Source organism: Pseudoruegeria sp. SK021, from assembly GCF_002119405.1.
Lineage (GTDB): Bacteria > Pseudomonadota > Alphaproteobacteria > Rhodobacterales > Rhodobacteraceae > Meridianimarinicoccus.
Window position 1 is genome coordinate 10,200 of record NZ_MTBG01000030.1, and the last position, 15,634, is coordinate 25,833.

At 59.8% G+C, this 15,634-nt stretch carries 3 protein-coding genes; 1 reads left to right on the forward strand and 2 read right to left on the reverse strand.

Annotated elements, in window-relative coordinates; all coding sequences use genetic code 11:
• Nucleotides 1-62: 62 nt before the first annotated feature.
• Nucleotides 63-12,071: a hypothetical protein gene (locus BV911_RS14965; protein ID WP_086054431.1), complete on the forward strand. Its 12,009-nt coding sequence runs from the start codon at nt 63-65 to the stop codon at nt 12,069-12,071.
• A 6-nt stretch (nt 12,072-12,077) separates the two neighbouring features.
• On the opposite strand, the gene BV911_RS14970 is transcribed toward BV911_RS14965, so the two are convergent.
• Together BV911_RS14970 and BV911_RS14975 are read right to left on the reverse strand one after the other, a co-directional pair.
• On the reverse strand, nt 12,078-13,397 hold the full coding sequence (locus BV911_RS14970) for an HlyD family type I secretion periplasmic adaptor subunit (RefSeq protein ID WP_086054432.1): 1,320 nt from the start codon (nt 13,395-13,397) through the stop codon (nt 12,078-12,080).
• Nucleotides 13,394-15,610 carry a type I secretion system permease/ATPase gene (locus BV911_RS14975; protein WP_240512266.1) on the reverse strand — a complete coding sequence of 739 codons (2,217 nt, stop codon included), beginning with the start codon at nt 15,608-15,610 and terminating at the stop codon, nt 13,394-13,396. The genes BV911_RS14970 and BV911_RS14975 overlap by 4 nt, the downstream gene beginning before the upstream one ends.
• Between the last annotated feature and the right edge of the window lie 24 nt (nt 15,611-15,634).

A 15,634-nucleotide genomic window follows, 5' to 3' on the forward strand; every position in this document is an offset into this window, starting at 1 on the left:
GCCCCCTTTTTCATGGAACTGTTTCGGCATATCATCCAGTCAGGACAACAGGAGACGACCCCGTGGCAACAGATCAAACACCGCCCGACCCGTCGTCGGAAATCCAAATTCCAACGCGGGATGACCTGTTGCAGATGATCCAATTCGGGCTGGCGGGTGGTGATACTCCGGGTCTGACCGTTCTGATGGCACCTGACGATGCGCCCCTCGTGCTGGACGGTTCGGTGACTGCGGGTTCCGACGCTCTTGTTGACGGGGTGCTGACACTTGTTCTTAACGACGGTACGGTCATTGTCGTCACCGATCTGGATGGCCGGGACTACGAGATTGAGCCTGTCCCATCAGACCCAACCCGCATTCAGATTCGGTTTGTCGAGCCCGAAAGTCCAGAGTCGCATATCGAACGCTTGGGCGAGCAGGGTTCAGGTTCAGAACATCCGATCCACGATCCTGACCCTCTTTTTGGGCTGTCGATCAATCCACTTCTGTCGCCAACCGAGTACCCGTTTCTGCCAACCCGGGATTGGGAATGGAGCGGCACCACCGGGGTCGAGTCACGATTGGCAGTGGCTCAGATCCGGCCTGCGATTGCGCGGGAAACCGATGGGGTGGTGACCATACAACTCTCCGATTTCGTAGAGCTTCAGGTTTACGAAGATGGCGGCGAGACAATCAAATCAGTCACGCTTCGAATCGAACAGTTGCCCGCGGGGACCACTGTCACCCAAGGGACCCTGACCGCAGCGTCAGATGGCACGCTGACGCTGACATTCACCGGCAGTCATGCGGCCTACAACGCGCTGCTAATCACGTTTCCCACCGATTTCTCGACGACAAGCCGGTCAGATATCGACAGCGGACCGCTAAGCGGAACAGTCACCGCAGTTTCGAGTTTCGGTGACACCGCCAGCCATACGTTTAATATCCGCGTTCTGTTTGAGGCGGATATAGAACTGGACGGCCCCGGCACCATCGCCTTGACCGAAACCGATGACGATATCGATTTTCGACCCGTTGACGCACTCAATCCTCGCGCGACCGATATTGACGGATCCGAGGATATCACTACCGTCACACTGACACTGCCCGGACTGCCGACTGGCGCCCTGATCTCTTATGACGGTGGGACAAGCTTTGTCTCAATATCCGGGCAGTTCACGTTCGACGGAACACTCGCGGAATACGGCGAATTGGTCATCCGCCTGCCCGCTGACTTTTCCACGCAGAACCCGCCCACGTCACTTGTCGCTCACATAACCGCGCGGACCAACGAAGGCGGCTTTGTTTCGGGCGATATAAACATCTCGGTGGGCTATGAGCTTGACGTTGATCTGGCGGCGCCCGCGTTGGTTTCAGGGGCCGAGGATGGCAATGGCGGCGACGGGTCCGGGGTAACGGTGGATCTGGGGATTGTGGTTGAGGCCACCGATCGCGACGGGTCTGAGGACAGCACCACGGTTCAGATCGTGTTCACCGACTTGCCATCCGGCGCGCTATTCTCGGGTGGCAGTTTCGACGCCGCCAGCGCCACATGGACTGGCAGCATGGTTGAGGCCAATGCGCTGCGCCTGTTTCTACCCGGCGACTATGCGGGCACCATTACGTCTGTCATCACCGCCCTCAGTCCGGAAGGGCAGACCCAGACCCGCCAGACCATCGAGATCGCCGCCGCCAGTGATATCGACTTTAGCGTGACCGAACTGGTCACCGCCGAGACCGACGCGGTGGTCATGGTGATCCCGTCCGAGGCTTGGCAGGTCTCGATCAGCGATTTCGATCCGAGCCAGCCGCCCGAGAGACTGGACAGCGTCACCCTCACCCTGAACGGCCTGCCCGCGGGCGTCACCGTCAGCGGCGTCCCGGTCGGCACCGTGACCTATGACGCGGCGGCGGGCGGGACTCTGGTCTTCACCGGCAGCGCGGCTGAATACCACGCCTTAAAGCTGGGCTTTCCTAAAGATTATTCGACCGAAAGCCCCAGTGCCGACGGGCTGACCATCGACGGCACCCTCGCCGCCACCTCGACCGAAGACGCCACCGGCCAATCCACCGCGGTCACCTTGCGCATCACGCCAGAGGGCGACCTCGTCATCGACAGCACCCTCCCCGATACCGTCGCCGATGAAACCGACGCCCCGACCCTCGTTATCCCCAACGATCTGCTGCGCCCTGCCGCCACCGACGCGGATGGCTCGGAAACGATGACAGAGCTGACCTTGACGGTTGCCGGGCTTCCCGGCGGTTCGGATGCTGGGTCGCTGAACCTGAACTTGCCGGACGGTGCCACCGTCACCTTTGCCGCGCAAGCGGATGGATCAACTGTGATGACGATCCACCTGTCCACCCCACAGATTGCAGATGTCGCTACGGCCTATGCCGCGATCCGCTTTGAACTGCCCACGGATTTCTCAACGACCAACCGGACCGACCTGACAACCGGGACCTCGCAGCCGCTGAAATTGACCGTGACGGCCAGCACCGACGAAGACCAAGATCTGTCAACCGACACACCGGTGGACGGCCAACAGACGGCTTCTCGTGTGGTCGTGATTGATTCCGAAGCTGACGTGACGCTTTCGGCTCCGGCAACATTATCAGGAACCGAAGACAGCCTCGCCGGGGATGGGTCTGGTGCTGTGGTGGTGCTTGGCATTGATGTTGCACCGAACGATATCGACGGGTCCGAAGACTCCACGACCGTTGAGATCATATATACGGACTTGCCCGGCGGCACGGTCTTTTCGGCAGGCAGCTATGACATGGCAACCGGAAGCTGGACCGGGAGCTGGCAGGACGCGAACGGGCTCACGCTCACCTTGCCCGGCGACTATTCCGGAACAATACTTTCAACGATCCGGGCGATCAGCCCCGAAGGTACTGTTGAAACACAGCAGACGATCACCATTGATCCCGCAGGGGACATAGACCTCGCAATCACGGAATTGACCGCTCAAGAGACCGACGCATCAGTTATCGTGACGCCATCGACCGCATGGCAAGTTTCGATCAGTGATTTCGATCCGAATCTGCCGCGCGAAGCCATCGATACCGTAACTTTGACGCTGAACGACTTGCCGCCCGGTGTCAGTGTCAGCGGGGTTCCCAGCGGCACCGTGACCTATGACGCGGCGGCTGGCGGCGGGTTCGAATTCAACGGCACCGGCACAGAGTATGCGGCGCTTCAACTGATCTTTCCTGCCGACTTTTCGACGGAAAGCCCGCTGCTCACTGGCGGCGTCATCAGCGGTACCCTCTCTGCCACTTCCACAGAGGACCCGGTTGGGCAATCTGCCCCCGTCAGCCTGCGCATCACGCCAGAGGGCGACGTGACGATCGACGGTTCGCTGCCCGATCTCATTCCTGACGAAACAGATGCGATCACACCGGTTTTTCCCAGCACACTTCTGGCACCGGCGTTGACCGACGCGGACGGATCGGAAAGCTTCACCAGCATTGTTCTCGTCGTTGAAGGCCTGCCGGTCGACACGATCTTCTTCACCAATCCCGACGTGTCGCTCACCCAAGAACTGGCACCGGATGGAACCTATACGGCAACATTCACCGTGGACCCGTCTGCCGCTGACATGGTCGCTGCCTATAACAGCATCAAATTCATTCTGCGCGAAGATTTTTCAACGGCGAACCGCTCTGATCTGAGCACGGGTGGCACAAACCTGCCCCTGACCTTCCGGCTAAGCGTGACCACCGACGAAGATCAGGACTTGAGTGATGACACGCCCGTTGACGGGCAACAAACGATCGAACGTATCGTCGACATCGGGTTTGAGGAAGACATTGATCTGAGTGCCCCCGCGCAGATCACAGCGGACGAAGACGACGGGGTGGCGAACAGCACCCAAGGCGTAACCGTCGATCTGGAAATTGACATTACGATCGACGACCACGACAATTCCGAGGTCGAGGACCCGACAAGCCCGTTTGGGGCAAACGTGCGAATTCTGTTCTCGGGCCTTCCCGCTGGCACGGTCGCGACCGAGGGCACGCTTCTTGGTCCCTTCTGGTTTGGCAGCGTTGCAGAGGCGCGCGACCTCTCGCTTGATCTTCCCGGCGACTATAACGGCACCATCAACGCGTTGATCACGGTGTCCACACGGGAAGGCACGGACGTGACCCCGCAGACCATCACCATCAACGCCACCCCGGATGTTGATGTCGATGGTCAGGTCGATACTCAGGAAACAGATGCGCCACTGCCGGTGCGGTTGTCGGATTATGTCAGCATCCTCGATCCGGCGCCGGGTGAGACCATCATCGCGGGCACGCTGGTGGTGACAGGTTTGCCAGACGGCACGATGACCAACGGCGGTACACTTGCTGCAGATGGCAGCGGCACCTTCACCCTGACCTATGACTATCCCACCGATGTGACGTTGCCAGCCGATCTGACCATCACATTTCCAACTGATTTCTCAACCGTGAACCCAGCGACCACTGTATCGGGCGCGTTGTCGCTGACGATCAACGATGGCGCGACAACCTACACAGAAACCGCCACAATTCCGTTCAACATCGCGGTCGAAGGCGATATCAGCGTCAACGACAACGCAATCACGCTGACCGAAACCGACGCCGTTGTCACCTTCCGCCCTGTCGACAGCATCACGCCGCAGGCAACCGACGCAGACGGTTCAGAAAGCATCACCCAGATCGCGATCGCGATCCTACAGCCGCCCGCCGGACTGCGGTACACCCTCGACGGGACGACCTATACCGACTTCCCAGCGAGCGGTTGGTTTTCGATCAGCCAAGCAGAGTATCAAAGCCTCGTTTTTGAAGTGCCGCAGGACTATTCCACCGAAAGTCCGGCGACGACACTTAAAATCTATGTGGTGGCAACGACTGACGAAAATGGCAGCAATGTCGGCACATTAACGGTGACGGTAGATGCTGAAGGCGACATTGTTCTGAATGGACCCGGCACACTCACGCTGACAGAAAACGACACGCCCGGCGATCAGGACGAGGATAGCACGACCACAGCACCGGTTATTTTCACTGTAAGCGATGCCATCGACGCGGTCGCAACGGATGCGGACGGATCGGAGGCTGTCGCCAGTATCGACGTCACCGTGAACGGTCTGCCGGATGGGGCGGTCTATTCCACCGATGGCTTTCAAACCATCACCGTGGTGACTGGTGGTACGTTCAGTCTTACTGCGATGTCGCCTAGAAACTACGACGCATTACAGGTCCGGTTGCCTGACGATTATTCGACCACGTCCGACATTACCGGTACGGTGACCGCGCGCACCGATGAATCACTCCTCGCCGGGGAAACCGACAGTTGGCCGAACGACGGTGTGGAAACGCGGGAATTCACGGTCACCGTCGCATCCGAAGCGGATGTCCGGATCGACGTCCAGAATATCACCGTGATCGAAGATCTGGGCACCACGATCCCATTGAACATTGCTGCCTCTGTCACGGATATCGACGGATCAGAGGCCATCACGGCCATAACCGTGACCTTCGACGGTCTGCCGACGAACGGGCCAACCACGCTGACCGATGGCACGCCATTGACCGGACCCACGGGCAGTTGGACCGGTACTGCCGCTGACCTCGCTGCCCTTGGCGTGACCTCGTTCCCCGAACATTTCTCGGGGGTGATCGACATCACCGTGACTGTGGTGACCGATGAAGGCGTTTCGACGGGCACCAGCGACGCCTTTGTTCTGAACGTGACCCCGGTGGCCGAGCCGACAATCGTTTTAACCGTAGATGACACCGAGACGGCCGTGAATACGCCGGCTGCTGGCAACTATGTCGTCAAGGAAGACAACGGGTTCCTGTTGCAGATCGCGGCCGAGACCCCGGATCAAGACGGGTCGGAATCACTGACCACGATCACCATCGACAATCTCCCAGTGGGTTGGGTTGCAAGCACTGGTGGGGTCGTTGACCTGTCGCTGTTTGAAACCAGCGCGGCAGATATCGCGTCCGCGACCGTCGTCGGCACGACGCTGACCATTACCCTGCAGCCGGGGATCACCAGCTTTGACGGTGCCCTGCGGGTTACGCCCCTGCCCGATGATGACCGCGATGTCGCCACGCTGACCGGCAATGATCTGGTCGCGACGGTCACATCTGTTGATACCGCCGCGGGATTGGCCGATGACACCGCAACGGCCACGGATGGCGTTGATGTTGATGTCGACGCGGTGGTCGATGACGCGACGCAGACCGTGGCGGATGTCAGCGTTGATGAAAACATCTCTGGAGTTCTGGACCTCAATCTGGATCTGAATGGGCTTGGTCTGACAGACAACGATGGCTCGGAAGTCTTCGACGCGGTTGAACTTACCTTCACCATCGCCACGGCCAGCGACGCGTTCGACCCGGCGACCGATATGGTGTTGTCAGGCGACCCGGCGCTTGCAGGCTCTATCAATTCGTCTGTCATCGGGTCAACGGCCAAAAGCGTCACGTATCGGTTCGAACCGGCGGACGGCGCCTCCACGCAGCAATTCTCGGATGCGTTGGCTTCGATCCAGTTGGAATTCCCACAGCATTTCAGCGGTGTGGTGACCATCGACGGCACCGCCGATTGGCACGAGACCACAACACCCGCAACCTACCCCGGCGACGTGGAACAGGATGCCAGCGACAACACCAACAGTGACAACTTTAGCTTCATCAAAACCGTCAACCCGGTGGCCGAGGCGCAACTGACCGCCAGCGTCTTCGTTCTTGTGGATGAGGATGCGGCAGCAGACAGTCCGACCCGAGTGGATGCGACGGTAAAGGATGGGGCGGTTTCGGGCGCAGATATCCTGACACTTTTGGAAAGCACGAGTGACGGGTCGAGCCCGGGTGGACAGGTAGACCTGTATCTTGGCATTCAGGGCGCAACGCCGGACACTGACGGCTCCGAAGAGTTACGCACGATCACGGTTGAAAACGTGCCGACGGATTGGATCGCTCAATATGTCACCGGCGGCACGATAGATCAGGCTGCGTTTTTTACCGCCGATGGCACCGGCCCGCTGACCGCAAGCGAATACGCCAAGATCGACAGCGCCACCTATGACGACACGACCGGGCTGCTGACCCTGACCCTTGTGTCCGATGTCACCTCATTCGGCGCCTCAATTCTGCTTCAGCCGACGCTGTATGAAGATTACGACATCGATCGGCTAGATGGCGATCCTTATACCGCAGCTGGCGATTTCTTTGGTCAGGATCTGAACATCACGATTGGTGTATCTGATGCCAATACGGCTACGACCGACGATCAACAGGCAAACGCCGTGCTCGACGTGGATGTCGATCCGGTCAACAACTTCGCCGTGATCGATTCCTTGCCTCTGGGCAATGAACAAGTGATTGACGATGCAGGCGGCGTCTGGGCCGTTTCGCTCGATGTGTCGATCCCAGATGGCGACGGGTCAGAACAGATCACCGCAATCGTTCTGCGCAGCGTTCCGAACGCGGTCACAATCTTTGTATCGAATCCTGCGGACCCGACCGGTCCTAAAATTCCGGCCCTGATTACAGAGTTGGACTCCCCGCCCGGGTTCAACACCTGGAGCCTGGAATCCAATGAATGGCTGGACATGGAGTTTCGCGGCATCCCGACCCACTGGGCGGGCCCGATCAGCCAGAACGTTCAGATCGTCACGACCGAAGACGACGGCACGACCCGCGTCACCACACTCGACACGCCCTTCTATATAGATCCGGTCGTTGACGGTGGCGACCCGTCTGAAACGGCAAGCACCCGCGAAGATACCGCCGTTCAGGTGGTGATCGACGGCAATATTATCGACAACACAACCAATTCGCCGCTCTCGCCCGAAGCGATCCTGAACTATTTGGTTATCTATAACGTCGGCGACGATTCCGCAGGCCGCCAGCCGCGCTTTTTTGATGGCGATCCGGCTGACGGGGGGACCGAGATCTTCCTGTCTGGCGGGCGGCTTTTGCTGACCCCCAATCAGGCTGCAAACCTATGGGTATTGCCGGGGCAGGACACCAACGAGACGATGACCTTCGATGTGCAGGTCCAATATTACGAAACGATCGATCCGACTCAGACGCGGGTCGAAACCGGAACCATCACAGTCAACGTTCAGGGTGTCGCGGATACACCGGATCAGGTCGTCCAGAACGAGGACCCCTCGACCACAGCGGGCGGCATCACGCAGGCCGAGGTCGATGGCACCTATCGTCCCGATGAGGTTCAGGACGGTGCGGCAAACTACACTCGGCTCTATGGCTATGCCGGATATGACCAGATCCCGTTCGCGCTGAATATGCGGCTGACCGACGATGCCCTTGAAAACGGGTTCGACACCGCGCCCACCGTGTTCGAGGACGCAACGCCGCTGTCGGCATCGATGACGGAAATCATTGTCGCCCCGCCCGATGGCTATGACGGGTCGGAAACGATCTATCACATCATCACCGGGGTCGATCCCAGCACCAGCTTCATCGGCGGGCAATCCATAGACGCAAGCGGCGAAACCTACCTAGTCACCGATAGCAATCTCGCGAACTTGATGTTTGTGCCCTCCGGCGTCACCGAAGTCACCTATTACAACATGACGCTACACACGATCGTCCTTGAAGACGATCAGATTGTGGACCTGCCACCCGGCAATTCGACGCTGTTGAACCTTGCCTATATCAACACCCTCCCCGGCGGATCGGTGGTCTCGGAAGACTTCAGTGTCGTCGTCCTGCCAGAAACCGACGTTGGCCCACCAACACCCTGCCCGCCCGAAATGCAGCTTCCCCTGCCAGAGTTGACGCTGTTGGGCAGTGGCGACGAAGACACCCAGATTTCCCTCAAGCTGCAGATCACAGCAGTGCCCGGGTACTATGACAGCATCGGAGATTTGGCCAACTTACCCAACGGGGTTCAGGGCAATTTCACATTGCTCATTGATCTGCCGGAAGGCGCGTCGCTGTCCAGCGATCCATCCGGTGCGGTCCTTCTAGACCCAACGTCGGGCAACTATGTTGTGGACATCGCCAAGCTGGGTGTCGATCCCAACGACCCGACCCAGACCGAGGGCAGCATCCTTTATACGCCGCCACCGCAACAATCGAGTCCGGTAAACCCGTTCGACCCGTCCGAAACGCTTGGCCCCGACGATCCCTACGACGATCTGACGGAACTCACGTATCAAATGCGCCTGATCAACGCCTCATGCGAAACCGTGGACACCGGTGGCGGCAGCTTCAGCATTTTTATCAATCCCGTGGTGGACGGCCCCGGTATCGTTCTCGCTGGCGCGACGTCGTTTGACGAAGACACGCCCTATGATCTGGGCCTCTCGATCGAAGCCATAGACGGCGGCGAACGTCTGGTGGGTGATGTCGAGATCACGATTGGCGGCGACAATGGTGCGCAATTCTACACTTCCGGCGGCACGCTCTTGACCGGAACTGTCAATGCCGACGGCTCCACCACCTATGCCGTCGCGCCTGCGGACCTTACCGGTCTCTACGTCGTTCCGACCCAACATCTGAGTGGCAACATGACCATCAAGGTCAGTGCCACGTCCGAGGATGTCGACGGCTCCACTTTGACCAACACAGTCTCAAACACCGTCGAGGTGATCCCGGTTGCGGATGTGCCATTCATCGACTTTGACGACACTGTGATCGATCCGGACACCGGCGCGCCTTATGTCGACACCAGCGGCAGCGCGCCTGTCATCACCATGGTCGAAGATCAGGCCTTCACCCTGGCAGATGTGATGGAAGTGGACACCCCGGATCAGGACGGATCGGAAACGATTTCAATCACGATTTTCGATATCCCGTCATACATGGAGGTCTCTGGCCCGTCCGGTTCTGGGTTCATCGATAACGGCGATGGCAGCTACACCATTTCGCGGACGGCCTTTCAGCAGGTCACACTCAAGCTGAGCACTGAAAACGCCCGCACCCCCGACGCGCTGGACCCGACCTTGCCTGACAGCATCCCGCTTCGGATCACGGTAACGACATTGGAAACCGGAAATTCGGATACCCAAAGCACAACACAGGATTTTTCTGTCAAGGTGCGCCCGGATGCGGATGTAGCCGACCTGACCGCGTTTATCACGCCGACAACAGGAACCGAGGACCAGCCTCAAGCCTACACCTTGTCGTTGGAAGCGACGGTGTATGATCCCCATGAGACCGCCGATTTTCGCATCGACGTCCCGCCAAACGGAACGATCTATCTGGACGGTGTTGCCCTGATCCCCGATGCGAGCGGCGCCGTTACTGTCCCAGGCACACCGGGGCCCAGCACAGGGCTTACTACCAGTTTTCTGGCTGACGGCACCGTGACCTTTGTACCCGATGCCGATTTTGCGGGGCAGGTTTCTTTGAACGTGGTGGCCGTCACCTCTGACGCGGCATTGGACAGCGCGTTTGTCGACACCCAAGAGTCTGCAATTGAAACGTTGGACTTGGATATCGCGGTGGCGCCGGATCTGATCCTCACTGTGGACACGCCGCTTGTCGACTTGCAGGAAACCGACGACGTGGTCACGCATGACCCTGCCGGGGATTTCACCATCGAAGTCACCGATGTGGACGGGTCAGAAACGGTCGACACGGTCACCTACACCATCAGCGGCGTCCCAGATGGCACCGCCTATTCGGTCGGTAGCGGCACGCCGATAGCCGTCAGCGGTGACCTCGTCTTCACCGGATCGCTGGCCGAATTCGACACATTGACCGTGATCTTCCCCCGCGACTTTGCTACCGATGGCACGCCGTTGAGCGGCACAATCAACGTCACCACGAACGAAGGCGGCAACCAGAGCGGAAGTTTCAGCATTGAGATCGACGGTGAACTTGATCTGACCGTCACCAACACGACGCCCATCGACCTAGCGCAGGATGGCGCCCCCCTGACCGTGGATTTCGGAATCGTCGCCACTGTGACCGATCAACAGGCTGATCCGTCGGAATGGCTGGAAGACGTGGTAATCACCTTCGATACCCCGTTACCCAACGGCACCATCGCGTCAAATGGCACGTTTGACGCGAGCCGGCAGACCCTGACCTTCACGCGCGGCGGCATGGACATCGCCACGTTCACCGCTGCGGTGGCCGCTCTGTCCGTTACCCTGCCTGACAGCTTTTCTGGCGGGTTTAACGGCACGATCACAGTGTCCACAAACCACGGCACGGCGCCGGGGCAAGCCTACGTCGTCGATGTGAATGACCAGCCCCAGATCAGCGGGCCGGTCACCTACGCGTCGACCGAAACCACGTTTGAAATCGATTTCGCCACGCTTCTGGCGAATGCCAGCGATTCAGATACCCTGACGGTAGAAAATCCGGCAAGCGCCGATCCGGACGTTTCCGTGCTCTTGCTCGCAAATTCTGTGCAGGTGACTGTTCCCCAAGGGTTTATCGGAACCCCGGTTCTCACTTACGACGTGGTCGATGATGCAAGCATCCCGGCAAGTGCGCAGGCCACCGCCGATCTAGAGATCAATACGATGCAGATGGTCGATACCGGTCTGATCGTGAACGGCAATCCACTGCTGTCGGACGTCACTGGCGGCGCGGGCACAACCGATATCGCCTTTGCGACGGACGCCGCGGATTCTGTTGTCTTTGATGCTGCGGACCGGCCATATGCCGGGGTCGAAGGCTTCGCGCTTATGGGGGGCGACGATTTTGTCGACTTGTCCGGCAGTTCTGCGGGCTACGCCGTGGATGGCGGCGCGGGCAATGATGAAATCATCGGCAGTGCAGGCAATGACGTGCTAACGGGAGGTGACGGGACCGATACCCTGACCGGCGGGGCCGGGGACGACGTATTTGCCATGACCGATCTGCTGGCCGTCGATGTCATCACGGACTACCAAACACCCGGAGAGCCCGCGAATACAGATGAGATTGACCTGACCGCGCTGGTGCAACTGGCCGCTGGCGAGGACGTCACCGATCATGTGACCTACGACAACACCACCGGCACGCTGAGCGTTGACAACACCCAAGTCGCCATTGTGAACACCGATACCGGGTTTGCCGATCAGGTGCAGGTGATTTTTGAAGACGCCGCGAACACCCAGCAAAGCGCCGTCATCTAACCGACGTCACCGTTCGCGCAAGGCCTCAAGACGGGCCTTGCGGAACGGTTTCAGCAGATAGTCCAGCACCGTCTGTTCGCCGGTCATGATGTCGATGGACACGACCATACCGGGGCGTATGTGAAAGCTGCGTCCCTCATGTTCCAACGTGTCGCTCTGCGTCTCCACGATCACCGGGAAATACACATCACCCGTGGTCTCGTCCTGCTCGGCATCGGCGCCGACGCGCAGAACATGACCGGGGAGGGAGCCGTAGATGGTGAAATCAAAGGCCGTGATCTTGACCTTGGCGGGCAGTTCCGGACGGATAAAAGCGATGTCCTTGGGCGCGATCCGGGCCTCGACCTGGAGCTGATCATCATCGGGCACGATGCGCAGCACTTCTTCCCCCGGCTGGATCACAGAGCCGATGGTATTCACGTTCAGAACCGACACGATTCCATCGACCGGCGCGCGCAGGCTGGCCCGCGCGACGATGTCGCTGGCCCGCTTCATAGATTCGTCGATGATGGCTTTTTGGTTTAGCGTATCGGAGCGCTCGGCGCTGATTTCGGCACGGCGGTTCAACGCCAGTTCAATCAACCGTGCCTCGGCCTCGGCTTCGGCAGAGCGGGCCTGAGCCAACTTACTGACCAGCGCGCCCTGTTCTTGTCGTTTGATTGCCCGCTCGCGCTCCAACGGCAGGATCTGCGCCCGCGAGACCACACCACTGCTCGCGCGCAGGTCGATCTCTTCTTTCAAAAGAGCCATCGTTTCCTCGACCTGCGGAACCGCGGCCTGCAACTCGGCAATCTCTTCGCGGCGTTGCGACAGCTGTGCATTCAGCACGTTGCGCTGAGCCAGATAGGACGCCAACCGCGATTGAAACACCGCGACCTCTCGCAGCGCCTGCGCCGTGTCATTCCCCCCGTCGATATCCGCAAAATCCAGCACCTCATCCCCGCGCGCCTCGGCCTCTAACCGTTGGTTGCGGGCTTCCAACGCCCGTTGTTGCGCCCGCAATTCACCTAAATTGGCAGCCGACCCCACATCACTGATCCGCACCAACACTTGACCGGCTTGCACCGTGTCCCCTTCGCGCACCTCAATCCCACGCACGACCCCGCCTTCGAGGCTTTCCACGGTACGGGCGCGGCCTGACGGCACCACCCGACCGTCGCCGCGCGTAACTTGTTCGATCCGTGCCCAGCTGGCCCAGACCAACCCACTGGTCACCAGCGTCACCAGCACGACCAACATCAGCGTCACCACGCGCGAACTGCGTCCCATCCGGGCGTTCCCCGCCCCATCCGTGAAATCGCGTAGGTCCCAGTTGTCTGAACTCATTTTCTGGCGCCCTCTGCCGACGGGCGCAACGACCCAAGCACTGCTGACTTGTCGCCATCGCGCAGGACCTTGCCGCCATCCAGCAGGATCAGGCGATCAACCAGTTGCAGCAGGCCCATGCGGTGCGTCGACACGATCAGGGTCATCGGGCGCTCTTGCAGGGCTGCCGCGAGCCGGCGAATGAACTCGGCCTCGCTCTGCGTGTCCATCGCGCTGGTCGGTTCATCAAGGATCAGCACACGCGGACGCGGCAACAAGGCTCGCGCAAGCGCCACCATCTGCCGCTGACCACCGGACAGATTGCGCCCCCGTTCGGTGATTGGCATGGCGAACCCAGCCGGATGGCGTGCGGCGATCCGGTCAACACCGGCGATACGCGCTGTGCGCAGAATATCCTCGCCCCGCGCATGGGGCGTACCAAAGGCAATATTCTCGGCCAACGTGCCCGAGAACAGAACCGCCTCTTGTGGCACCAATTGCACCGCCCCGCGCACGCGCGCGGTTTCAAGCTGGTTCAGATTTAGCCCATCCAGCAGCACGCTGCCCTCGGTCGGGGCATAAAGCCCCGCCATGATCCGAACGAGGCTTGTCTTGCCAGCCCCAACCGAGCCGATCAGCCCGACCCGTTCCCCCGCCGCGATCGATATCGACACATCCCGCAACGCCGGAACCTGCGCCTGCGGATAGCTCAGTGAGACGTTGGACAATTCGAAACGCCCCTGATCGAGCGGAGCGTTGATGCCTGTCCCCTGCCCGGTGGCATCAGATGGCATCGACATAATTTGGTTCAGACTGCGCATGGTCGAGATTGCAAAGCTTGCCCGAACAAAAAGGTTGGCCAGCATGGCGGTCGGTGCCAAGGCGCGGCCGGACAAGATCATCGCCGCAATGACCGCCCCCATTGTGATCCGTCCCTCCAACGCGAGGTAGAAACCGATGACCACGATCCCCACCGACGACAATTGCTGCATCAACGCGGTCACCGTCGTGGCGTAGGTCGCCAATCCCTTGCTGCGCTCCTGCGCACGTGCGCTTTCGGCCACCTGACTTTCCCATCTGGCCTGCATCCGCCCCTGCCCCGAAACCGCCTTGAGCGTTTCCAGTTCGGTCACCGCCTCCACCGCCACAGCATTTTTGCTGCCCTGCGCCTGACGCGAGGCATTCGACGCGGTGCGCAGCGGCCACAGGATTGAGCAGCCCAGCACGACCACGACGGCCAACGCCAAAGCTGGTGGCAAGGCGAGCGGGCCACCAAGGTAATAGATCACGGCGATGAACAGCACCGCAAAGCACAGATCCGTCAGGGTCGCCAAAGTCTGCGATGAAAAGAAATCTCGAACCTGTTCGTAGTCCTTGAGGGTATTCATCAGCACCCCACTGGACAGGGTTTGGCTGTCCAGCTTCAGATTGGCCACATGGCGGAAGATCGTGGACGAAACGGCGTGGTCGACCTGTCGTCCGACACGGTCCACCACCGCGGACCGAACCCATTTCAAGATATTGTCGAAAACCATTGCGATCACGACACCAACGACCAGCGACCACAGCGTGATCAACGCCGCATTCGGAAACACGCGATCATAAACCGTCATGGTGAAGATCGGAGTCGCAAGGGCCAGCAGATTCACAACCGCCGACGCCACAATCACTTGGGTGTATTCCGGCCAGAACCGCGCCGCGACGCTCCAGTACCAGTGACGCCCCGTGCGCGGCGCAGTGTCGTCGCGGATGACCTGCGCGTCTTCAGGGCGCAAAAGCAGCACATGGCCCTGATACGCCTCTTCCAACGCGGCACGGGATAGCGTGATCGGATCATTCGACCGCGACGGCCAGATAACACGGGCCGTGTCCTCTGACATCTGAAGCAAAACACACGCGTCGCGCCCGTTCAGGAACAAAATCGCGGGAAGGACCGTCGCCGGAAGGTCCCGCAATCCGCGGCGCGATGTTAACTTGGCTCGAAACCCCTGTAGTTCGGCCGCTTGCAGCGCAAGCTGCGGAGTAAGACGTCCATCGTTTCCCAATGCAATACCGGCGATCAAAGACACCGGGGCGATATCGCGGCCCAATTCACGCATCGCCGCCACCATGGACAGCACAAGCGGATCCGTCAAACCGGGATCAAAATTCCAGTCGGCCTTGGCTTTCTTCGATCCGACCCGCTTCAGTTCGATCTTGCGCTTCACCGCATCAGCGGCGTTTCCCTCGCTCACGTCAGTCTCCTGCTGCGGGCTAGG